22 protein-coding genes and 1 pseudogene are annotated in these 20,841 nt (G+C 71.2%); 14 read left to right on the forward strand and 9 right to left on the reverse strand.

Annotated features, from left to right (window positions below; all coding sequences use genetic code 11):
- The first annotated feature begins 28 nt into the window (after positions 1-28).
- A complete protein-coding gene (locus tag ALI22I_RS35505; RefSeq protein WP_077010169.1) occupies positions 29-694 on the forward strand; it encodes a response regulator transcription factor in 666 nt (221 codons plus the stop codon).
- A complete protein-coding gene (locus ALI22I_RS35510) occupies positions 694-1,968 on the forward strand; it encodes an ATP-binding protein (RefSeq protein WP_077009901.1) in 1,275 nt (424 codons plus the stop codon). The genes ALI22I_RS35505 and ALI22I_RS35510 overlap by 1 nt, the downstream gene beginning before the upstream one ends.
- A 121-nt stretch (positions 1,969-2,089) precedes the next feature.
- Here the strand turns inward: ALI22I_RS35510 and ALI22I_RS49870 are convergent.
- The 7 genes and pseudogenes from ALI22I_RS49870 to ALI22I_RS35545 all read right to left on the reverse strand — a co-directional run.
- Positions 2,090-2,338: pseudogene (locus ALI22I_RS49870) on the reverse strand (hypothetical protein); the annotation flags it as partial.
- On the reverse strand, positions 2,335-5,058 hold the full coding sequence (locus ALI22I_RS54875; RefSeq protein ID WP_077009902.1) for a TNT domain-containing protein: 2,724 nt from the start codon (positions 5,056-5,058) through the stop codon (positions 2,335-2,337). The gene ALI22I_RS54875 and the pseudogene ALI22I_RS49870, both read right to left, overlap by 4 nt.
- 14 nt (positions 5,059-5,072) lie before the next feature.
- Positions 5,073-5,381, reverse strand: coding sequence for a WXG100 family type VII secretion target (locus tag ALI22I_RS35525; protein ID WP_077009903.1), 309 nt, complete (start codon positions 5,379-5,381; stop codon positions 5,073-5,075).
- Complete coding sequence (locus ALI22I_RS35530) at positions 5,378-5,887, reverse strand: YbaB/EbfC family nucleoid-associated protein (RefSeq protein WP_077010170.1); 510 nt, start codon at positions 5,885-5,887, stop codon at positions 5,378-5,380. The genes ALI22I_RS35525 and ALI22I_RS35530 overlap by 4 nt, the downstream gene beginning before the upstream one ends.
- A 188-nt stretch (positions 5,888-6,075) precedes the next feature.
- Positions 6,076-7,005, reverse strand: coding sequence for a hydroxymethylglutaryl-CoA lyase (locus tag ALI22I_RS35535; RefSeq protein ID WP_077009904.1), 930 nt, complete (start codon positions 7,003-7,005; stop codon positions 6,076-6,078).
- Positions 6,992-7,519 carry a PH domain-containing protein gene (locus tag ALI22I_RS35540; RefSeq protein WP_077009905.1) on the reverse strand — a complete coding sequence of 176 codons (528 nt, stop codon included), beginning with the start codon at positions 7,517-7,519 and terminating at the stop codon, positions 6,992-6,994. Before ALI22I_RS35540 ends, ALI22I_RS35535 begins: the two co-directional genes overlap by 14 nt.
- Positions 7,520-7,564: 45 nt before the next feature.
- Positions 7,565-8,353, reverse strand: a complete 789-nt coding sequence (locus tag ALI22I_RS35545; protein WP_077009906.1) for a biotin--[acetyl-CoA-carboxylase] ligase — start codon at positions 8,351-8,353, stop codon at positions 7,565-7,567.
- Positions 8,354-8,529: 176 nt separating this feature from the next.
- On the opposite strand from ALI22I_RS35545, the gene ALI22I_RS35550 reads away from it, so the two are divergent.
- Both ALI22I_RS35550 and ALI22I_RS35555 read left to right on the forward strand, forming a co-directional pair.
- Positions 8,530-10,161 (forward strand): acyl-CoA carboxylase subunit beta, encoded by a 1,632-nt coding sequence (locus ALI22I_RS35550; RefSeq protein ID WP_077009907.1) that lies wholly within the window; start codon positions 8,530-8,532, stop codon positions 10,159-10,161.
- Entirely contained in the window at positions 10,158-10,370 is a 213-nt protein-coding gene (locus ALI22I_RS35555) for an acyl-CoA carboxylase subunit epsilon (protein WP_077009908.1), read from the forward strand. The genes ALI22I_RS35550 and ALI22I_RS35555 overlap by 4 nt, the downstream gene beginning before the upstream one ends.
- 63 nt (positions 10,371-10,433) lie before the next feature.
- Here the strand turns inward: ALI22I_RS35555 and ALI22I_RS35560 are convergent, their stop codons facing one another.
- Positions 10,434-10,838 carry a hypothetical protein gene (locus ALI22I_RS35560; RefSeq protein WP_143532604.1) on the reverse strand — a complete coding sequence of 135 codons (405 nt, stop codon included), beginning with the start codon at positions 10,836-10,838 and terminating at the stop codon, positions 10,434-10,436.
- A gap of 162 nt (positions 10,839-11,000) precedes the next feature.
- On the opposite strand from ALI22I_RS35560, the gene ALI22I_RS35565 reads away from it, so the two are divergent.
- Both ALI22I_RS35565 and ALI22I_RS35570 read left to right on the forward strand, forming a co-directional pair.
- On the forward strand, positions 11,001-11,609 hold the full coding sequence (locus tag ALI22I_RS35565; RefSeq protein WP_077009910.1) for a Maf family protein: 609 nt from the start codon (positions 11,001-11,003) through the stop codon (positions 11,607-11,609).
- 182 nt (positions 11,610-11,791) lie between these two features.
- A complete protein-coding gene (locus ALI22I_RS35570) occupies positions 11,792-13,111 on the forward strand; it encodes a dicarboxylate/amino acid:cation symporter (RefSeq protein WP_077010171.1) in 1,320 nt (439 codons plus the stop codon).
- 147 nt (positions 13,112-13,258) lie between these two features.
- Here ALI22I_RS35570 and ALI22I_RS35575 read toward each other — a convergent pair whose 3' ends face one another.
- Positions 13,259-13,762 carry a hypothetical protein gene (locus ALI22I_RS35575; RefSeq protein ID WP_143532605.1) on the reverse strand — a complete coding sequence of 168 codons (504 nt, stop codon included), beginning with the start codon at positions 13,760-13,762 and terminating at the stop codon, positions 13,259-13,261.
- Between the two features lie 284 nt (positions 13,763-14,046).
- On the opposite strand from ALI22I_RS35575, the gene ALI22I_RS35580 reads away from it, so the two are divergent.
- The 8 genes from ALI22I_RS35580 (at position 14,047) to ALI22I_RS35620 (ending at position 20,753) form a co-directional block, all read left to right on the forward strand.
- Complete coding sequence (locus ALI22I_RS35580; RefSeq protein WP_077009912.1) at positions 14,047-15,816, forward strand: acetyl/propionyl/methylcrotonyl-CoA carboxylase subunit alpha; 1,770 nt, start codon at positions 14,047-14,049, stop codon at positions 15,814-15,816.
- 10 nt (positions 15,817-15,826) lie between these two features.
- Entirely contained in the window at positions 15,827-16,213 is a 387-nt protein-coding gene (locus tag ALI22I_RS35585; RefSeq protein WP_077009913.1) for a DUF1707 SHOCT-like domain-containing protein, read from the forward strand.
- Positions 16,210-17,088, forward strand: a complete 879-nt coding sequence (locus ALI22I_RS48060) for an HAD family hydrolase (protein ID WP_083752238.1) — start codon at positions 16,210-16,212, stop codon at positions 17,086-17,088. The genes ALI22I_RS35585 and ALI22I_RS48060 overlap by 4 nt, the downstream gene beginning before the upstream one ends.
- An 11-nt stretch (positions 17,089-17,099) precedes the next feature.
- Positions 17,100-17,540 (forward strand): GNAT family N-acetyltransferase, encoded by a 441-nt coding sequence (locus ALI22I_RS35600; protein ID WP_077009914.1) that lies wholly within the window; start codon positions 17,100-17,102, stop codon positions 17,538-17,540.
- A gap of 6 nt (positions 17,541-17,546) precedes the next feature.
- On the forward strand, positions 17,547-18,134 hold the full coding sequence (locus tag ALI22I_RS35605) for a DUF3558 domain-containing protein (RefSeq protein WP_077009915.1): 588 nt from the start codon (positions 17,547-17,549) through the stop codon (positions 18,132-18,134).
- Between the two features lie 101 nt (positions 18,135-18,235).
- Positions 18,236-18,631: a transcriptional regulator gene (locus tag ALI22I_RS35610; protein WP_077009916.1), complete on the forward strand. Its 396-nt coding sequence runs from the start codon at positions 18,236-18,238 to the stop codon at positions 18,629-18,631.
- Positions 18,632-18,660: 29 nt separating this feature from the next.
- Positions 18,661-19,953 (forward strand): PPE domain-containing protein, encoded by a 1,293-nt coding sequence (locus tag ALI22I_RS35615; RefSeq protein WP_077009917.1) that lies wholly within the window; start codon positions 18,661-18,663, stop codon positions 19,951-19,953.
- Complete coding sequence (locus ALI22I_RS35620) at positions 19,953-20,753, forward strand: ESX secretion-associated protein EspG (protein WP_143532606.1); 801 nt, start codon at positions 19,953-19,955, stop codon at positions 20,751-20,753. The genes ALI22I_RS35615 and ALI22I_RS35620 overlap by 1 nt, the downstream gene beginning before the upstream one ends.
- Positions 20,754-20,841: the final 88 nt, after the last annotated feature.

Consider the following 20,841-nt stretch of genomic DNA (forward strand, 5'->3'; position numbering starts at 1 on the left):
TGCCACGCCTACGCTGAGCGGCGTGAACGTGGTCTTGTTGGCCGAGGACGATCCGGCGATCGCCGAACCGCTGTCCCGTGCGTTGCAGCGGGAGGGCTACCAGGTGCATGTGGTCACCGACGGCCCGAGCGCCTTGGACGCCACCGCGCACGGCGGCATCGACCTACTGGTGCTCGATCTCGGCCTGCCCGGGATGGACGGGCTGGAGGTGTGCCGGCGGCTGCGCGCGAGCGGTCGGGGCATCCCGGTGCTGATGCTCACCGCCCGGTCCGACGAAGTGGACTTCGTCGTCGGGCTCGACGCGGGCGCGGACGACTACGTGGCCAAGCCGTTCCGGCTGGCCGAGCTGATGGCCCGCATCCGCGCCCTTCTCCGACGCCGCGCGCCCGGCACTTTGGAGGTCAACGGCGTGCGGATGGACCTCGCGGCCCGCCGCGTCACCGTGGACGGGCTGGAGGTGCAGCTGGCGAACAAGGAGTTCGAGCTGCTGCGCGTGCTGATCCAACGCGCGGGCCAGGTGGTGCACCGCGACGAGATCCTGTCCGAGGTCTGGAACGACCCGGAGCTCAAGAGCAGCAAGACGCTCGACATGCACATGTCCTGGCTGCGCCGCAAGCTCGGTGACGCCCGCTCGGTGGAGCGCCGCATCGCGACCGTGCGCGGCGTCGGCTTCCGCTTCAACACCGCCGACTGATGCGCAGCCGCATCCTGCGGGCCATCCTGCTCGCCGTCGCCGTCACCGGGTTCGCCCTGGGCATCCCCCTCGGCTACACGGCCCTGCGGCTGGTGGAGGACGGCGCGCGGACCGCCCTCACCGCACAGGCGCAGCAGATCGCGGCGTCCATCGACGACCAGATCGCCGGCGGACGACCGATCGACCTCGGACCGGTGGAGGTCGGCGTGCCCGAGGGCGGGCACCTCGTGGTCACGTCGTCCAGCGGGGTGCATGAGTTCGGCGAGACACCCGGCGCGGACCCGTTGTCGGTCGAGGTGCCGACCGCGCAGCAGGGCACGGTGCGGCTGGAGGTGTCGTCGGCGCCGATGCACACCTCGCAGTACCAGGTCGCGGCGCTGGTGGTGCTGCTGGTCGTGCTGTCGGTGAGCACCGGCACGGTGGTGGCCACGGTGACGGCGCGCAAGCTCGCCGCGCCGTTGCGGCACGTCGCGGCACGTGCGGCCCGGCTGGGCGCGGGTGACTTCCGGCACGACGACCGGCGGCACGGCGTGCCCGAACTGGACCTGGTCGCCGATGCGCTGGACAAGTCGGCGGGGGCGTTGGCGCAGCTCGTGCAGCGGGAACGGGAGCTGGTCGGTGACGTCTCGCACCAGCTGCGCAGCAGGCTGACCGCGTTGCAGCTGCGGCTGGAGGCGCTGTCCCTGCACCCGGAGCCGGACACGGCCGTCGAGGCGCGGGCCGCGTTGGAGCAGGCCGAACGGCTGGCCGAAGTGCTCAACGAGATGCTGGCCGCCGCTCGGGCCGCCCGCGCGGTCGGCGCGGAACCGCTCGACCTGGGTGCGGAGTTGTCGACCATCGCCGAGGAGTGGCGTGAACCGCTGCGCCGGGCCGGGCGCGCGCTGCGGGTGAAGGTGCCCGACGGTCTGCTGGCGCGCGCCACGCCCGCGCGGCTGCGTGAGGCGATCGGCGTGCTGCTGGACAACGCCCTGCGGCACGGTGAAGGTCAGGTCGTCGTCACCGCGCGCAGTGATGACGGCACGGTCGTCGTGGAGGTCTCCGACGGTGGCGCGGGCGTGCCGGACGAGTTGGCACACCACATCTTCGAACGCGGCGTGTCCGGTGGCGGGTCCACCGGCGTCGGTTTGGCGTTGGCGCGCGCCCTGGTGGACGCCGACGGCGGGCGGCTGGAACTGTCCGCCGCCCGGCCCGCGACGTTCGCCGTGTTCCTGCCCGTGCCGAAGGCCGAGGACGTGGTGGGCGTGCCCTGGCGGACCGACCTCACGCCTCGGTAGACGCGGCCTCCGGCTGTGCGGCCGGCGGCTGTGCTGGGGCCGGCCGTGCGGCCGGCGGTTGGGCGGCCGGCGGCTGTGCGGGTTCCGGTTGGGCAGGTTCCGGTTGGGCGGCTTCCGGTTGGGGCAGTACACCGACCGCGCCGCGCACGACCTGTGCCCACACCAGGCGGCCGAACAGGTAGTGGCAGGCGACGTCCTCGCTGGTGAACGCCGCCCAGTCGTACCGGTTGCCCTGCTCCCGCCAGAAGACCTCGAAACCCTCCTCGGTCGGCAGCAGGCACCACGTGTTGTCGGCTTCCGCCCCGATCGACACGACCTCGGCGGGCACGCCCACGGCCAGCAGCCAGCCCTGGATCGACTCGGCGTTCATCCCATTTCCTCCAGGTAACCCAGCGCGAGCAGGTCGGCGACCGGGTAGGTGGTGCGGTACCGGACGCCGCCACCGGGCTGTCCGAACCACTCGGCGGACAGGGTGAACCACACCGGCAGCACCTTGACCACGCGGTAGCGGTGGTAGCCGGCGTCCACCAGCGCGGGCGGCAGCGAACGTGCGGCGTACGCGGTGCCGGCGTGGGACAGCACCCGGCCTTCGGCCGCGCCGAACCGGTCCAGCTCCACGCCGACCGCGAGCACACCGGCCTGGCCCGCCTCGTAACCGCCCTCGGGGAACAGCTCACCGGGCGGCCAGGCGTACTCGGGCGGGTCGGCGCGGACCAGGAACCGGTGGTCCCAGTCGCGTTCGTGCATCCCCGCCAACGGGTCGTAGCCGTCGAGCAGCGCCTGGTCGGGCGCGGTGCCGGGCGTGACGACGAGGCGCGGTCGGTTGCGCGCGGGCACCGGGTCGGTCGACACCGGACCTCGTGCCGGCGTCGGCTCCGCACCGGAGAGCCGCGACCGCAGCCCGCCCTGGCCTGCGGTCCGGAGGTCCAGGCCGAACTGGGCGGACGCGTCCACCAAGTGGCCCTCCGGGTGCCCCTGCGGCTCGAACCTGAGGCCCGCCGCGAACGTCTCGTCCGCGGACGGCCGCGGCAGCTGCCGAGCGGGCTTGGCGCTGGGCTGCGGGAGCATCCCGCCGGGGAACATGTGCAGCAGGAACAACGCCGCCACGTCGGTGGTCGGCTGTGCGGTCTGCGCGGCCTTGACCGGACTTGGTGCAGGGGTGTCGACCGTTTCCGCCGGCAGGACCCCCGACGTCGAACCGGGCAGGAGCGCGGGGCCGCTGATCGTGTCGCGACCGCCGACCGGAACGGGGATGATCGCGAAACCGAGCGTGCCGTCCGTGACCTGCTGGGCGACGGCGGCCAGGGCGTCCTTGAGGTCCTTCGGCTGGACGTCCTTGATCTCGCCCTTGACCGCAGCCTCGCCCTTGGCCTGCCCCTCGCTCTTCGCCTGGCCTTCCGCCTTGGCTTGGCCCTCCGCCTTCGCAGCGGCCTCGCCCTTGGCCTGACCTGCGCCGGCGTCCTTGGCCTGACCGCCCTGGCCCTGCCCTTGCTGGCCCTGGCCCGACTGGTTGGACTGCCCTTGGCCGGCCTGCCCCTGACCCGCCGGCGCCTGACCAGGCTGAAGCTGACCGGGCTGACCGGGCTGACCGGGCAGTGCGGCTTGAGCGGCTTGGGCGGCGCGCGCCTCGGCTTTCGGTGCCGCCTGCTGAGCCGGGGCCTGGGTGTTCGCAGCGGCGTTCGCGGCCGGGTTGGCGGCGGCGTTGGCGGCCGGGTTCTGCGCGACGGCCGCCGCAGCGGCCGCAACCGGGGCCGCGGCGGATCCACCGCCGAGGGACGGGCCGCTGAAGTTCGGTCCCTGCGGCGCGGCCTGGTTCGCGGCCGGAGCCGCAGGTTGCGCGGGTGCGTGCGGGGCATCGGTGGTGGGCAGCAGCGGGCGGTCCACGACCGCCGCCGACGACTGGCTGACCGTGCCCTCGGCACGGGTGACTACGTCCACGATCGGAGCCGCGGCGGCCGGAACGGCACCTAGGACCGGGTTCACCACGTCACCGATCCGGTTCCCCAGGCCGGGCGGGGTGCCGGGCTGGCCCGGTGCGTGATCGCGTCCAGGTGCGACGGTGTCGGTCGCGCCTTGGACCGTGTCCGCCGCGCCCTGAACGGTGCGGCCGACCGTGTTGTCGACGGTGTGGCCGACGTCCTGCACGACCTCGCCCGCCGTGTCCAGCGCCGGTGCCACCACGGCCGCGACCGGTGGCACGACCGCGCCGACCGTCTGCACGACCGGCTGGGCCACCGCGCCCACGGTGTCGGTCACCGCACCGACCAGCCCGCCGACCAGGCCCGGCGTCTGGCCACCAGGGGCACCGCCGGCCGGACCACCACTGGCCGGACCAGCACTGCCGAGCAGACCGTCCACCAATCCACCGCCCGGAGCCTGGCCGCTGCCGGCGCCACCGCCGGCCGGGCCACCACCGCCGAGCAGACCGTCCACCAGCCCACCGCCTGGGGCCTGACCGCCGCCCAACAAGCCACCGCCACCGAGCAGGCCGCCCTGCGACGGGCCGGAACCGGGGCCCTGACCAGGGCCGGCGTCGGGCGCGTGCACGCCGGGGTTGGCGTTGACCGGGGGCTGGTGGCCGCCGATCTGCACGCCGCTGTCCAACCGCACCGCGCTGGTCAACGTGTCGGTCAGGTGGGCGACGTTCGCCGCCGCACCGCGCACGGCCGTGTCCAGCCCGAGCAACGCCGTCGGGTGACCCGCACCCGCGGCCTGCTGCGCGGCGTCGTTGTTCTTGGCCAGGTTCACCAGCTCGCGGACCAATTCGACCTTGGCCGCGCCGACCTGCTCGGCCGCGTGGTCCAACCGGTCGGCCGCCGCGTTGCAGCCGCGCACCACCGAGTTCAGGGTGCCGTCGGGCGCGGTGAACTTGTTCCAGTGGCCGCGCGCCGACTCGGCGGTCGAGCCGGACATGGCGGCCAGCGCCTTGCCCGCCGAACCGTCGGACTCGCCCGCCAACGTGGACAGCTTCGTGCCCGCCTCCCGCCAAGCGGTGGCGGACGTGCGGAGGGCGTCCTCGTCGGCCTGCGGCCACGACACCCCGGCTTTCGCGGCGACCTCGGCCAGTTCGGCCGGCAGCTCGATCCCCATCACGGCCCCCCGGGTCAGATCGCGCCGAGCGCGTTGCGGTTGCCCTCTTCGACTTCGCGGTACGTGCGGGCGGTCTCGGCGAAGCGCTCGCCGACGCCGCCGAACCCGGTGCTCAACCCGCTCAACCCGCTCAACACGTCACCCGACGGCTGCACGTGGCTCGCCGCGAAGCTCTGCCCGATCGCGTCACCGCCCCAGCAGTCGCCCAGCGAGTCCAGGACGCCACCCAGATCGCCCGCGATCTTCGCGGCACGCTCGGCGAACGCGGTGAAGTCGTCGACGCCTTCGGCGAGGCGGGCGAGGTCGGTCTCGAAGCCGTTCATCTCGTTCTCCTCGAAGTGGCCGTGCGCGGGGTGGCCGGTCGCGGGGTGGCGACCTGGGCCCCAAGCCAGTCGCGCTGCTCGAAGTCCTCGTCATCGTCAACGACCGGACGCCGTCGAGGTCGCTCCGCCGGTTCGGTCTCCTCCGGCTGGATCTCCTCCGGACGCAGGTCGGCGGTACCGCGCAACAGCGCCTCGGGGTCCGTGCCGGCGGGCAGCACCGGGCTCAACGTCCGGTAGGTGCCCTCGGCGGCCTTGGCCACCGCTTCCCGCGTGGTGCGCACGATCAGCTGGGCGAGCTGGGCCGGCCGCAGCCGGTACGCGTTGTCGCTCAACTCCAGGTCGGTGAGCGTGCCCTTGGCGTCGACCACGGCGGTCACCGAGCCGTCCGGGCTGGTGGCCGACCCGGACACCTTGGCCAGGTCGCGCTGCACGGACGCCAGATGGTCGCGGCTGCGCCGGTAGTCGGCGAGCAGTTCGTCCACCTGGGCGCGGTGATCGGTCGTCACGGCCACCTCCGGTCTTCGCCGTCGCCAGGCCTGGTCGTCGGTCGCGCGTTGGACGTTACGACCCCTGAGCCGGTTCCCGACCGTTCGAGGGAATCACGGCGGGCGTCACGGGCGGGGTTCACGGGCTGAGCCGGACGAAGGCCCGGTTCACGCCTCGCCGTTCGACCACCTCGAAGCCCGCGTCCGGACTACCCCCGCAGCGCCCGCACCACCCGGGACGGGCTCGGCCGTCCCAGCCGTTCCGCCATCCACGCGCTGGTGTCGGCGAGCTTGTCCAGGTCGAAGCCGTGTTCGACACCCAGCCCGTCGAGCATCCACACCAGGTCCTCGGTCGCCAGGTTGCCGGTCGCGGACTCCGCGTACGGGCAGCCGCCGAGGCCGCCCGCCGACGAGTCGACCATGCGCACGCCCGCCTGCATCGCGGCCAACGTGTTCGCCAACGCCTGCCCGTACGTGTCGTGGAAGTGCACCGCGAGCCGGTCGACACCGTCGAAACCGGCGAGCAGCGCCGTCACCTGACCGGGCGTGGCCACGCCGATCGTGTCGCCCAGCGAAAGCTGGTCGCAGCCCATGTCCAGCAAACGTTTGCCGACGCCGATGACCTGGTCACGGGGCACGGCGCCCTCCCACGGGTCGCCGAAGCACATCGACACGTACCCGCGGACCAGCAGGCCCTCGGCCTTGGCGCGGGACGCGACCGGGTCGAACATGGCGAACTGCTCGTCCAGCGACCGGTTCAGGTTGCGCCGGGCGAAGGTCTCGGTGGCGCTGGCGAAGATCGCGATGTGCTCGACACCGGCCTGCAGCGCCCGCTCCAGCCCGCGTTCGTTGGGCACCAGCACCGGGTAGCTCACGCCGGGGCGCTTGACCAGGCCCGCCAGCAGCTCCTCGGCGTCCGCCAACTGCGGCACCCACTTGGGGTGCACGAAACTCGTGGCCTCCAACACCGTGCCGCCCGCGTCGGCCAGCCGGTCCAGGAACTCCAGCTTGGTGGCGACCGGCACCACCTCGGACTCGTTCTGCAGACCGTCCCGCGGCCCGACCTCCCAGATCGTCACGCGGTCCGGGAGCCCGTTCGCGCCGACTGTCTCCGGCAGTCCTACGTCACGTGAGCCCATCGACCCGGTCCTCCGGCTGGTGGTCGTCCGCGGGGTTGTCGTTGATCTCCCGGTAGAGCATCGAGTGCACCTTCTCCACCCCCGGGATGTCGTCGAACTCCAGCGGCTCGTCCGAGGCCGACTCGATGATCAGCGTGCCGCAGCCGAGCACCCGGTCCAGCAGGCTGTGCTCGAAGCGGACGCTGTTGATGCGGCTGAGCGGGATGTCCAGGCCGGTGCGCTTGAACACGCCGATCCGGTACATCACGCGGTCGCTGGTGACGATGAAGTGCGTGGTGCGCCAGCGGGCCACCGGCGCCAGGGTCAGCCAGGTGACCAGCACCACGACGACGACGGTGAGCACGATCCAGACGATCGACGCCCAGCTCTGGTCCGACACCAGCGCCGCGAGATAGGCGCCACCGCCGACCGCGACGAGCAGCACGAGCACCGGGACCAGCAACATCTTCCAGTGCGGGTGCTTGTGGATCACGACGTGCTCACTGGGGCTGAGCAGGTCGTCCGGGTAGGCCACGACGGTCCCTTTCGGTGGCTGGGCTCGCCTCGAACCGGGCAGGGCTCACCGTACTCGCAGGTGCACCACGTCCCCGGCGGAAACGGAGTGGTCGTTGCCCGCGTCGTCGCGCACCACGAGCGTGCCGTCGGTCTCCAGGTAGCGGGCCGTGCCGAGCAGGGGCTCGCTCCTGGCCAGTTCCACCCGCACCGGGCGGCCGAGCGTGGCGCAGTGCTTGCGGTACTCCTCGCGCAACGCCGGCTCGTCACCGCCCGCCCGCCGCCACTGGCTTTCGAGCGCGGCCAACTCGCTGAGCAGGGTGATCGCCACCTCGGTGCGGTCCAGCGGTCCGGCGTGGTCTTCGAGGCTGGTCGGCATGAGGCCGCCGACGCCGGGCTCGACGTCGGCGGGCAGCTCGGCCACGTTGAGCCCGATGCCGACGACCACCGCCTGCGCCACGCCCGCCGTGACGTCGGCCAGCACGCCGGCCGCCTTGGCGTCACCGATGAGCAGGTCGTTCGGCCACTTCAAGGCCGCTTCGACGCCGACGCTCTTCGCGGTGCGGACCAGCGCGACGCCCGCGAGCAGCGTCAACCACGGCAGTCGGGCCGGCGCCACCCCGCTCGGGCGGAACAGCACGCTGAGGTAGAGGCCACCGGTCGGCGACACCCAGCCCCGCCCCCGTCGTCCCATGCCGGCGGTCTGCTGTTCGGCGATGAGGACGGTGCGGTCGTGCGCGCCCCGACTGGCGGCGACGCGCAGGTCGGCGTTGGTGGAACCGGTGTGCGCGACGACGTCGATGGCCGCGTAGGGGCCGATGAGCTTGTCGCGAAGTGCCGCAGCATCGAGGGTCACGGTTCGAAGGTTAGAAGCGACCCGCCCCACGCGCTTCGTCGGAGCGGTGTGGATGGTGGGGCAGGCCGCCGTGACCAAGCCTGCAACCTCCACCGCACTGGAGGTCAACCGGCGTGATCGTGACGTGAGCTACTACGCCCGGCCCCGTTGTGAAGAGCTGGTTAAGCTGCCCGGTCATGAGCAGTGCGACCGCCCCCATCGGCGAGGAGCCGGACGTCCACACCACGGCCGGGAAGTTGGCCGACCTGTACCGGCGCAACGACGAGGCCGTGCACGCCGGTTCGGCGCGCATGGTGGAGAAGCAGCACGCCAAGGGCAAGAAAACCGCCCGCGAGCGGATCGAGCTGCTGCTCGACCCCGGCTCGTTCGTGGAGCTGGACGAGCTGGCACGGCACCGCTCCACGAACTTCGGGCAGGAGCGCAACAAGCCCTACGGCGACGGCGTGGTGACCGGCTACGGCACCGTCGACGGCCGCCCGGTGTGCGTGTTCAGCCAGGACGTCACCGTCTTCGGCGGCTCGCTCGGCGAGGTCTACGGCGAGAAGATCGTCAAGGTCATGGACCTGGCGATCAAGACCGGCCGGCCGATCGTCGGCATCAACGAGGGCGGCGGCGCGCGCATCCAGGAGGGTGTGGTCTCGCTCGGCCTCTACGGCGAGATCTTCCGCCGCAACGTGGCCGCGTCCGGCGTCGTCCCGCAGATCTCGCTGATCATGGGCGCGAACGCGGGCGGCCACGTCTACTCGCCCGCGTTGACCGACTTCGTGGTCATGGTCGACCAGACCTCGCACATGTTCATCACCGGCCCGGACGTGATCAAAACCGTCACCGGCGAGGACGTCGGCTTCGAGGAGCTGGGCGGCGGGCGCACGCACAACACCAAGTCCGGCAACGCGCACTACCTCGGGGACAACGAAGAGGACGCCATCTCCTACGTCAAGGAGCTGCTGTCCTACCTGCCCGCGAACAACATGTCCGAGCCGCCCGTCTTCGACGCGCCGGACGACGTGGTGCACGGCTCCGTCGAGGAGTCGATCACCGACGAGGACCGCGAGCTGGACACGCTGATCCCGGACTCGGCCAACCAGCCCTACGACATGCACGAGGTCATCACCCGGGTGGTGGACGAGGGTGAGTTCCTGGAGGTCCAGCCGCTGTTCGCGCCGAACATCCTGGTCGGCTTCGGCCGGGTGGACGGCCACTCGGTGGGCATCGTGGCCAACCAGCCCACCCAGTTCGCGGGCTGCCTGGACATCGACGCCTCGGAGAAGGCGGCGCGGTTCGTGCGGACCTGCGACGCGTTCAACATCCCGGTGCTGACCTTCGTCGACGTGCCAGGCTTCCTGCCCGGCACCGACCAGGAGTGGAACGGCATCATCCGGCGCGGCGCGAAGCTGATCTACGCCTACGCCGAGGCGACCGTGCCGCTGGTCACCGTGATCACCCGCAAGGCGTACGGCGGCGCGTACGACGTGATGGGGTCCAAGCACCTGGGCGCGGACATCAACCTGGCGTGGCCGACGGCGCAGATCGCGGTCATGGGCGCGCAGGGCGCGGCCAACATCGTGCACCGCAAGACGTTGGCGAACGCGTTGGCCGCCGGCGAGGACGTGGACGCGCTTCGGGCCCGTTTGCAGCAGGAGTACGAAGACGCACTCTGCAACCCGTACGTGGCGGCGGAACGTGGTTATGTTGACAGCGTGATCCCTCCATCTTTCACGCGCTCCTACGTCGCACGGGCGTTGACGATGCTGCGCGACAAGCGCGAGGTGCTGCCGCCCAAGAAGCACGGGAACATCCCGCTGTGAACGGGGTACCGCACCTCCGGGTGGTGCGCGGCAACCCGGACGACGTGGAACTGGCCGTGGTGACGGCGGTCGTGGCCGGTCTGGCGGCAGGTGCCGGTCCGACCGAGGACGAGCCGCGCCGTTCGGCGTGGGCGGACAAGTCACGCCTGGTCAGGCGCGCACTACCACGCGGCCCCGGCGCTTGGCGGGCATCCGGCCTACCCGGCTGAACACCCTTCCGGACCACTCTTCCGACCACCGCCAGGCCTACGGGCTCGGCGGTGGTGGGCTACCTAACAATCCACTCGACGTGAGTTGACCTGCACCCCTGTGTCGCCCAGCACGGAGATCTCGCGGCAGCGGGTCCCGTCCGGCACCTGCATGCGCACCCGCATCCACATGGTGCCGACGCCGATCCGCGCCTCCAGCACCTCCACGCCCTCGGCGGCCAACGCCGACGGCACCGCGTCGAGGCGCCGCATCGCCCGCGCGATGGTCGTCACCTCGCCCATCACCCGGTATTCGACGCGGTCGCTGCCGTTGGCGAACGGCCAGAACGGCACGCCGTAACCGACCGGGTCGGTCGACACGACCCGAGCCGTCAGGACCAGGACAAGAACGGCCGGCACCACCAAGAGCCACCGGTACCGACCTCGACCCCGGTCGATCCGGCGGACCACCAGAGCCAAACGCTGCACGTATCCGAGGGTGCCGAAGCTCTTCACAACGCGCATCGGTAGTTCTACGCAGCGCTCGCAGTGCGGCACCTCGAAGTCCGTTTCGCACCGATTTCGGGTTCGGGACCACGCATCTTCCCCGCACCGCCTGCGTCCACTAGGACGCGTCCTAGGCTGCACGCCGTGCGCTTCGTTCTCGCTTCCCAGTCCTCCGCCCGCCTGAACGTCCTCCGCGCCGCCGGAGTCGATCCCGTCGTCCGGGTGTCCGGCGTCGACGAGGACGCGTTGGCCGCCTCCCTCACCGATCCCACGCCGGAAGAGCTGGTCACCGCGCTGGCGATCGCGAAAGCCGAGGCGATCGCGAAAGCCGAGGACGAGGACGCGGTGATCGTCGGGTGCGACTCGATGCTGCTGACCGCCGACGGCGAGGTGCACGGCAAGCCCGGCACGGTCGAGGTCGCGCGTGAGCGCTGGAAGAAGATGGCCGGCACCACCGGCACCCTGCTGACCGGGCACGCGGTGCTGCGGATGCGCGGCGGGCAGGTCGTGGACCGGGCCGTCGGGCACGAGGCGACGCTGGTCCGGTTCGGCCGCCCGACCGACGACGAACTCGATGCCTACCTGGCGACGGGCGAGCCGCTGCACGTCGCGGGCGCGTTCACGCTCGACGGGCTGGGCGGCTGGTTCGTGGACGGCATCGACGGCGATCCGTCCAGCGTGATCGGCATCAGCCTGCCGCTCACCCGCAAGCTGCTGCGTCAAGTCGACGTCGCGGTGTCCGACATCTGGTAGCCGTTGTCACATTTCCCCTGATCCGGGAAGCTCCAAGAAGGAGTTTCACGTTGGGGGAACTGTGGGTGAACTGCTGACGCGCCGCCGTCACATCGACTTCGGGCGCAGGACGAACACGGGTTGTCGGGGCTGACGCCGCCCCGTCCCCATCCCCTGCGCATCCACCCGGAGCAGTCGTGTCGTTGTCGTTCGTCCGCAGTTACACAAAGCCGAAGGTCTTCGGCATCACCGTCCTCGCCGCGCTCGTGCTGGGAGCGCTCGCGGGCTACCTCGCACAGGCCACCGACCAGGCGTGGCTCACCACCACCCTCGGCTACACCGGCGACGTGTTCACCAGCCTGTTGCAGTTCACCGTCATCCCCTTGGTGTTCACCGCGATCGTCGTGGGCATCACCAGCCTGCGCAGGCTCGGCAGCTCGCGCGCGGCCCGGCTGGGCGGGAAGACGCTGCTGTGGTTCGCCACCACGTCGCTGATCGCCGTGCTCATCGGCCTCGCGATCGGGTTGATCTTCAAGCCTGGTCTTGGCGTCCAGGTCGAGCCGTCACAGGCGGCCGTGGACCGGCTCGCCGCCCGTGACCAGGGCTCGTGGAGCACGCTGCTGGAGACCCTGATCCCGTCGAACCTGTTCAGCGCCTTCACCGAGGGTGAAGTGCTCCAGGTCGTGTTCATCTCGGTGCTGGTCGGCTTCGCCGCGTACGCGCTGGGCGAGAAGGCCGCGCCGTTCGTCACGCTGACCCGGTCGGCGTTCGACCTGATCCAGAAGATCGTCGGCTGGATCGTGCTGCTCGCCCCGATCGGCGTGTTCGGCCTGATCGGCACCGCGTTCGCGACGTACGGCAACTCGTTCGTCCGGCCGCTGTTCTCGCTGATCGCGGCGGTGTACGGCGGGTCGCTGCTGGTGCTGTTCGTGGTGTACCCGCTGCTGCTGCGATTCGTCGGCCGGGTGTCGCCGGTGACGTTCTTCAGCAAGGCGTGGACCGCGATCCAGTTCGCCTTCGTGTCGCGGTCGTCGGGCGCGACGCTGCCGTTGAGCCGGCAGACCGCCGCCAACCTCGGCGTGGACGACGACTACGCGTCGTTCGCCGTGCCGCTGGGCACCACCACGAAGATGGACGGCTGCGCCGCCGTGTACCCGGCCATCGCCACGGTGTTCATCGCGAACCTGTTCGGTGTGCAGTTGGGCGTGTGGCAGTACGTGGCGATCGTCGCCGTCGCCGTGTTCGGCGCCCTGGCCACCGCCGGCACCACCGGCTGGTTCACCATGCTGACCCTGACCCTCGGCGCCGTGAACATGCCCCCCGAGGTCATCGCCACCGGCGTAGCCGTCGTCTACGCGATCGACCCGATCCTGGACATGGTCCGCACCGCCACCAACGTGGCCGGCCAGATCACCGTCCCGGTCCTGGTAGCCCGCACCGAAAACCTCCTCGACGACGAGATCCTCAACGCCCCCAGCGAGCCCCCGCTCCTCACCACCCCCCGCACCCCCATCCCCGCCTGACCCGCCCGGAACGTAGAACTCACCGGCCCCCAACGTTCGACTCTCGCGTGTCCAACGTTGCGAACGCGCGTGTCCAACGTTCAGAACAGGCGTGTCCAACGTTGGGAACGGGCGAGTTGAACGCTCGGAACGGGCCGGTGTGGGTGGTCAGGCGCCGCACTGGCGGAGGGTGGAGGGGTCCGGGGTCACCTCGGGCCAGCCGGGTAGGGACTCCCGTGCCGGGAACATGGGCGTGCAGCCCAGCTCGCCACCGCCGCCGGCCGGCGAGAACACCTGTGCGAACCAGTGCGCGCAGTCCACCCCCGCCGGGCACGCCCGCTGCACCGCCACCACGTCGGCGACCGCGTCCTGGTTCACGTCGAGCAGCGCCAGGTACGACCCGCTCGACACGTACGGCACCTGCGCCCGCGTCCAGGCCCCCGACCTGCGCACCAGCACCTCACCCAGCACCTCGCCGCCGACCTCGCCCCGCACCAGGCACACCCCCACCTCCGCGTCGACGCACTGCAGCGACTCGTCGGTGATGGCGGCGCCCGACGACGCGATGGTCAACTCGAAGATGTTCGGCCCCGAAGCGCCGTTGGTCCGGATGCGGCCCGCGCCCTCGCCGACCACCAATTCCACTGAATCGACCCCGACCTCCTGCTTCACCACCGAACGGCACGCCGTCGTCCCGCACCTCAATTCGTCCTGGGACGTGGCGGCACCGGTGTCGGACGGCTCGGGAGGACGCAGTGACCAGGCGATGACCAAGCCCGCGATAGTTGTGAGAACAGCTGCACAAGCAGTCACAAGCGCGGCAGTCGGCGGGCGTGTCACGATTGCCGATTGTTCCACCCAAGCGTGAGCTGTCTCTCGGTCGCCGGGTACTGACGGGTCACTAAACTCCCCGACCAATGCCACTCCAGTCCAGCGTTGCCAGGAGGTAGGACGTCGTGTCGCTGCGCAAGGTCCTTGTCGCCAACCGTGGTGAGATCGCCGTCCGGGTCATCCGCGCCTGCCGGGACGCCGGTCTGGCCAGCGTCGCCGTGTACGCCGACCCGGACCGGGACGCCCCGTTCGTCCGACTGGCCGACGAGGCGTTCGCCCTGGGCGGCAGCACGCCCGGGGCCAGCTACCTCTCCGTCGACAAGCTGCTCGACGTCGCCAAGCGCGCCGGCGCGGACTCGGTGCACCCCGGCTACGGCTTCCTCTCCGAGAACGCCGACTTCGCGCAGGCCGTCCTGGACGCGGGCCTGATCTGGATCGGGCCGACCCCGCAGGCCATCCGCGACCTGGGCGACAAGGTCACCGCGCGGCACATCGCGATGCGCGCCGGCGCGCCGCTGGTGCCCGGCACGAAGGACCCGGTCAGCGGCCCGGACGAGATCATCGCGTTCGCCGAAGAGCACGGCCTCCCGGTCGCGATCAAGGCGGCGTTCGGCGGCGGCGGCCGCGGTCTGAAGGTCGCCCGCACGATGGAGGAGATCCCCGAGCTGTTCGACAGCGCGGTGCGCGAGGCGGTCACCGCGTTCGGTCGCGGCGAGTGCTTCGTGGAGCGGTACTTGGACAAGCCCCGGCACGTCGAGGCGCAGGTGCTGGCCGACCAGCACGGCAACGTGGTCGTCGTCGGCACGCGTGACTGCTCGTTGCAGCGCCGCCACCAGAAGCTGGTCGAGGAGGCGCCCGCGCCGTTCCTCACCGACGAGCAGCGCGCGGCGATCCACACCTCCGCGCGCGCCATCTGCAAGGAAGCCGGCTACCACGGCGCCGGCACGGTCGAGTACCTGGTCGCGGTGGACGGCACGATCTCGTTCCTTGAGGTCAACACCCGTCTCCAGGTCGAGCACCCGGTCAGCGAGGAGACCGCCGGCGTCGACCTGGTCCGCGAGCAGTTCCGCATCGCGGCCGGCGAGGAGCTGCGGTTCACCGAGGACCCGACCCCGCGCGGCCACTCGATCGAATTCCGCATCAACGGCGAGGACGCGGGCCGCAACTTCCTGCCCGCCCCCGGCACCGTCACCACGTTCACCGCGCCGTCCGGCCCCGGTGTCCGGGTGGACGCGGGCGTGGAGAGCGGCACGGTCATCGGCGGTCAGTTCGACTCGCTGCTGGCCAAGCTGATCGTCACCGGCGAGGACCGCACGCAGGCCCTGGAGCGGGCCCGCCGCGCGCTGGACGAGATGGTCGTGGAGGGCATGGCCACCGTGCTGCCGTTCCACCGCGCGATCGTGCGCGATCCGGCGTTCGTCGGCACCGAGGACGGCTTCACCGTGCACACCCGGTGGATCGAGACCGAGTTCGACAACACCATCGCGCCGTTCACCGACGGCGCGGAGGCCGAGGAGGACGAGCCGCGGCAGACCCTGGTGGTCGAGGTCGGCGGACGGCGGCTGGAGGTCTCGCTGCCCGGTGACCTGGCGTTCGGCGGTGGTGGCGGCGCGGCCAAGGCCGGCGCGAAGGCCAAGCCGCGCAAGCGCGGTGGCGGCAAGGGCGGTGCGGCGGTGTCGGGTGACGCGGTGGCGGCGTCCATGCAGGGCACGATCGTGAAGGTCGCCGTCGAGGACGGTCAGCAGGTCGAGGCCGGCGAGCTGATCGTCGTGCTGGAGGCCATGAAGATGGAGAACCCGGTCACCGCGCACAAGGCGGGTGTGGTCACCGGTCTGGTGGCCGAGGCGGGCGCGACTGTCACCCAGGGCACCGTGATCTGCGAGATCAAGGAATAGGCTCACCCGTGTGAGCGAGCGGGACATCCGGATCGGCGACGCGGAGCGCGAGCAAGCGCTCGAACTGCTCGGCACGCACCTCGGTGAGGGGCGGCTGAGCGTGGACGAGTACGGCGAGCGCTCCGCCCGCGTCGCCACCGCGAAAACCCGCGGTGACCTGTACGGGTTGTTCAGCGACCTGCCCGCACCACGACCGAGGTTCACCCAGGTGGAACCGCTGGTGACGCCGGACACGACCGTTCGGCGGACCTTCCAGCTGGACCCGCGCGCCACCGGCACCGTGGTGATGGCGGTCGCGTTGCTGAGCGTGCTGCTGTTCTTCGTGGTGAAGACGCCGTTCGTGTTCCTGTTCATCCCCGCGGCGATGCTGCTCGTCGGCCGGATGGGCAGGCGTTGAGCGGGCCGTCGCCGTCGCTGCTGCTACTCGACCTGGACGGCGTGCTGCGGCGGTTCCCGCCGGACGGGCCGATCGAGGACGGGTTCGGCCTGCCGCGCGGCACGTTGGCGCGGGTGTCGTTCCCGCTGGCCGGTCCCGCGACCGCCGGTCGGGCCACCGACGAGGAGTGGCGCGCGGCGGTACGGGAGCAGTTGGTCGCCGAAGGGCTGTCGCCATCGCGTGCGGCCGAGGCGGTGGCCGCGTGGAGCCGGACCGGCGAGGTGATTCCCGAGGCGTTGGATCTGGTGCGGCGGGTTCGCAAGCGGTGCCGGGTGGCGTTGCTGTCCAACGCGACCGACCGGTTGCCGAGCGACTTGGCGGCGTTGGGGCTGGACCGCGAGGTGGACGCCGTCGTGTCGTCCGCCCGGATCGGTGTCGCCAAGCCGTCACCTGAGGCGTTCCGGCGCGCGCTGCGGGTGCTCCAACACTCGCCGTCGGGGACGTTGTTCTGCGATGACAACGCGGTGAACGCGGACGCGGCGCGCACCGTCGGCATCGACGCCGTACACACACCGGACTTCCCCGCGTTGCACCGGGCGTTGTCGTCACGGGGTCTGCTGGACGACGGCGTCGGCACCGGTTCGGCCGGGCCTTCGGGCTCGTTGTTGCTGGTGCTGCACGAGCGTGACGACGCCGAGGAAGCCGCGCGGGAACTGGCGGCGGCGGGGTGGTCGCCGTGCGCGGTGCACAAGGACCTCTTGGCAGGTGAGGACGACGCCGAGGACGCCGACTGGGTCGTCGAGTTGATCACCGGCCCCGACGACCAGCCCGCTTCCGCCCACCGCGGACTGCTCGAAGGGCTGGCCGGGCGCTACGACGGGTTCGTCACGGACTAATCTGCGCCACCATGGAGGCGGTCGAGATCAACGCGGGTGAGTTCTACCTGCGCCAACTCCGCGCGGACGACCGCATCGACGACCGGGTGGCGTTGGTGGCCGGCGGCCTGTTCCCCGATCTCGCCACCGCGGGCGCGCACATCGCCGAACGCACGAAAGAGTGGCACACCGAAGAATCCTGCTCTTGGGCCGTTTGCGACCAGCTCACCGGAACGGCCGTGGGCGAGGTCGCCCTCACCAGCACCGGCGAACTCACCTGCTGGACCACCCCTGACCTGCGCGGCAAGGGCATCGCGACACACGCGACAGCGGCCGTGCTGCGGTTCGGGTTCGGTTTCCTCGACCTCCCGCTCATCACCGCCAGACCGCCGGACGGCCCAGCTCGGCGTGTCGCCGAGAAGTGTGGCTTCACAGCCGAGGGTCCACTTGGCGTGTGGACCCGGCTACGGTAGGTGCCCATGAGGGCTGCCGGGCTGATCACCGCCACGCTGTGCGCGTTGGCGTTGGCCGCCTGCACGCCCTTTCCGGAGGAGAAGGCCGACGGCCGGGTGGACGAACCGCTGCCCGCCACGACGACCACCGCGCCGTCGTTGCCGCCCCGGCCCCGGGACATCCTGCTGGACGACGTGGACCCGTGCGCGGTGCTCTCCGCGGACCAGCGGATCGCGTTGAGCCTGGACAACCCGCCCAGCGCTTACGTGGATTCCGCCTTCGGCAACGCGAAGGCATGCACCATGCGCAGCAACATCAGCGGGAACGTGGTGCGGCTGGCGCTCGTCACAGTCGAGGGCGTCGGTGTGTGGCTCAGCGAGAACGCCCAGGTCGACGCCGAGTTGACCACGGTCGCCGGATTCCCCGGTCTGACCGTGCGGACACCCGGCATGGACCACGTGTGCAACGTGGAGGTGGACGTCGCGGACGGGCAGTTCCTGGACGTGATGTTCCGCGACGGCGGTAACGAGAAGGCGGCAAAACAAGACACTCTGTGCCAGGGGGCGCAACGGGCGGCAGAAGCGGCGGTAGCCGGTTTGCTGCAGCGGCGCTGATCCACGCGGGGGATGTCCGTCTCCACCTACTCCCCGCTGTCGGACCCTGTGGTTAGAGTGACCGAAGCGCGACGGGAACGAGGAAGGCGGGGAGGTCGTCCATGCCGTCGGAAGACCAAGGCCAAGGCGCTGACAACGGTCAGGGCGCGGACACGGGCTCACCACCGCCGCTGTCGCACACCTTGAACGTCGAACCCGGCGCGATCCCCGGCCTTCGCAGTGCGTTCGCGGGGGCGCTGACCAAGCTGGACAAGCAGATCGAACTGGCCATCACCGAGGTCAGGGTCCGCCCGTGGGCCGGTGACCCGGTGAGCCGCGACGCGGCGGAGAAGTTCAACGAGCGGTCGCTGGAATCGGGCGACTCGGCGCTGATCGCGTTGGAGAACTACCAGCGACAGCTCAAGTCGGCCATGGACGCGCTCGCGCTCGTCGAACAGCAGTACCAGTCCATCGAAGAAGACAACACCGGGTTGATGGGACAGCAGGGCGGCCGCTGAGCACCCGGCGCAGGCAAGGGGAACCGTTCATGCCCGATGGACACCGCTGGAGCGGGTACAGCCACGAAGAGCTGTACGAGCAGATCAACTCCGGGCCGGGCCCGAAGGCCTCGCACGCCTCGATGGAGCGGTGGCAGGGCGTCTCGGCCGCGTTGACCGAGATCAACGCCGAGCTGCACAGCGGCGTGCTGCGCTCCGGGGCCGAGTGGGAGGGCTCCGCGGCGGACAAGGCCCGCGTCGGCATCAACCCGCTGGCCACGTGGGCGGACGACGCCCGGGCCGGCGCGGAGGTGATGCGCATCTCGGCCGAATTGCAGGCCGACTACATCTCCAAGGCCCGCTCGGACATGCCGCCGCCGGTGAAGGTGACGGCGGAGGAGCCGAACCTGCTGGTCAGCACGCTCACGAACCTGGTGGGCGGGCAGACGGACTACGAGAAGCAGGAGAAGGCGCAGAACGCGGCCGAGCAGCGTGCGCGTGAGGTGATGACGACGTACGCCTCCAGCACCGTGTCGAACACCAGCACGTTGGGCCAGTTCCACCAGCCGCCGCAGTTGGTGATCAGCGCGGCGGACGTGGCGCGCAACGACTCGGCCGGCGTGTCCGCGCCCGGTTGGGGGTACGGCGGTCCGCGCGGCGGTGGTCGTGGTGGTGGGCGCGGCGGCCGTGGTGGTCGTGGCGGGCGTGGTTTCGTGCCGCCGCAGCGTCCCGTGTCGGCGCCGTCCGGTGGTTCCACGGGCACGTCCTCGTCTTCGCCTTCCGCCCAGGCCGGGTCGACTCGTCCTTCCAACGCGGGCGTGCCGACGGGGCCGGGTTCCACGTCGTTCGGGCCGGGTGGCGTGATCGGCGGTGCGGGCGGCCAGCAGGACAAGGACCGACGCAAGTCGTCCTCGGCTTCCTCCTCTTCCTCCTCTTCCTCCTCCTCCGACACCACCACGACCGAGCAGGTTTCCAACAGCCCTCAGCAGTCGGTCCCGAGTAGTGGCCCGGCGCCCAGCGGCACGACGTCGGTGAGCTCGGCGGAGTTCGGGGCGTTCGCGGCCAACGCGCAGCACGCGGCGACGGCGGCTCCCGGTGGGTCGACGGGCGGGTTGGTCGGCGCCGGCCAGGTCGGCGGCAACGACACCGTGCACAAGCGCAGCACGCCCGCTCCGGCGCAACCCGCGTTCGACCCGTTCGGCGGACTGGGTGGTCCTCGTGGCGCGGAAGAGGAAGAAGATGCCACGCACGACGCCGCCGACTACCTTCGGGAGACGGACGACATCTACGGCGTTGGCGGGATCATCTCGCCTCCGGTGATCGGGGAGAGCACGACCCACTGATGACGACGTTCGGTTTGGACTTGGGCAGCAACGATCTGCGCGAACCGGTGACCATCTCGGCGCTGGAGTTCGACGTGCTGTGGGAGCACCTCCGGCTGGAGACCATGCCGCTGGTGCTCAAGGTGCCGTCACCCGGCAAGACACACGCGGAACGCGCCGAGCTCGAACAGGGGGCGTGGGCCGACCTGAGCCGTCGGGGTCTGGGCCGCCCCGTCTCGCTGGACCCGATGCTGGAGGACCTGCTCCACCTGCTGAACCGCCCGCAGCACGAGGTGGACGGCCGCCTCTGGCTGGGCCGCAGCGTGCGCGTCCTGGCGGCCGCCAAGGGCCAATCCGGCGTCCTGGCGGTGTTGGACAACAACCAGCTGACCCTGCGCCCCGCGTCGAGCGAAGGCCTCCCCCGCGAAGCCCTCTCCGTGCTCCCGCCCCTCCACGCCGGCCCAGGCCACTCGGTAACCCTCCCCAGCGCCGACCTGGACGCCGCCGCGTCCGCCGCCAACACCCCTGACGACCTGCAGACCGCGCTCCTGTCCCGCGGCATCCGCCAGGAAGACGCCCGCGCCCTGGCCGACATGTTCCGCGACGCCGGCAACCGCGGCCAGTTCGGCACCGCGACCCGCGACAAGTGGGGCAAACGCGTCCGCCCCGACCGCGTGGTCTCGTTCTTCGACAACCCCCACGGCCGCTACATCCAACTCCGCCGTGCCACCCCCGGCCAGCAACCCTGGAGCACCGTCTCCCCCGTAGACACCCGCCGCCTGATCCAACACCTAGAAGACCTGGCCACCACCCCCGCCTAACCGCGTGTCCAACGTTCAGAACGCGCGTGTCCAACACCCAGAACGCGCGTGTCCAACGTTCAGAACACCCGAATTCAACGCTCAGAAC

Source organism: Saccharothrix sp. ALI-22-I (assembly GCF_001984175.1).
Lineage (GTDB): Bacteria > Actinomycetota > Actinomycetes > Mycobacteriales > Pseudonocardiaceae > Actinosynnema.

What these genes read in the sequence shown, in the direction of transcription:
- ALI22I_RS35600 (WP_077009914.1), top strand. Translation starts at nt 17,100, where the DNA reads ATGGAGGCGGTCGAGATCAACGCGGGTGAGTTCTACCTGCGCCAACTC.
- ALI22I_RS35615 (WP_077009917.1), top strand. Translation starts at nt 18,661, where the DNA reads ATGCCCGATGGACACCGCTGGAGCGGGTACAGCCACGAAGAGCTGTAC.
- ALI22I_RS35620 (WP_143532606.1), top strand. Translation starts at nt 19,953, where the DNA reads ATGACGACGTTCGGTTTGGACTTGGGCAGCAACGATCTGCGCGAACCG.
- ALI22I_RS35510 (WP_077009901.1), top strand. Translation starts at nt 694, where the DNA reads ATGCGCAGCCGCATCCTGCGGGCCATCCTGCTCGCCGTCGCCGTCACC.
- ALI22I_RS35610 (WP_077009916.1), top strand. Translation starts at nt 18,236, where the DNA reads ATGCCGTCGGAAGACCAAGGCCAAGGCGCTGACAACGGTCAGGGCGCG.
- ALI22I_RS54875 (WP_077009902.1), bottom strand. Translation starts at nt 5,058, where the DNA reads ATGGGGATCGAGCTGCCGGCCGAACTGGCCGAGGTCGCCGCGAAAGCC.
- ALI22I_RS35525 (WP_077009903.1), bottom strand. Translation starts at nt 5,381, where the DNA reads ATGAACGGCTTCGAGACCGACCTCGCCCGCCTCGCCGAAGGCGTCGAC.
- ALI22I_RS35535 (WP_077009904.1), bottom strand. Translation starts at nt 7,005, where the DNA reads ATGGGCTCACGTGACGTAGGACTGCCGGAGACAGTCGGCGCGAACGGG.
- ALI22I_RS35605 (WP_077009915.1), top strand. Translation starts at nt 17,547, where the DNA reads ATGAGGGCTGCCGGGCTGATCACCGCCACGCTGTGCGCGTTGGCGTTG.
- ALI22I_RS35550 (WP_077009907.1), top strand. Translation starts at nt 8,530, where the DNA reads ATGAGCAGTGCGACCGCCCCCATCGGCGAGGAGCCGGACGTCCACACC.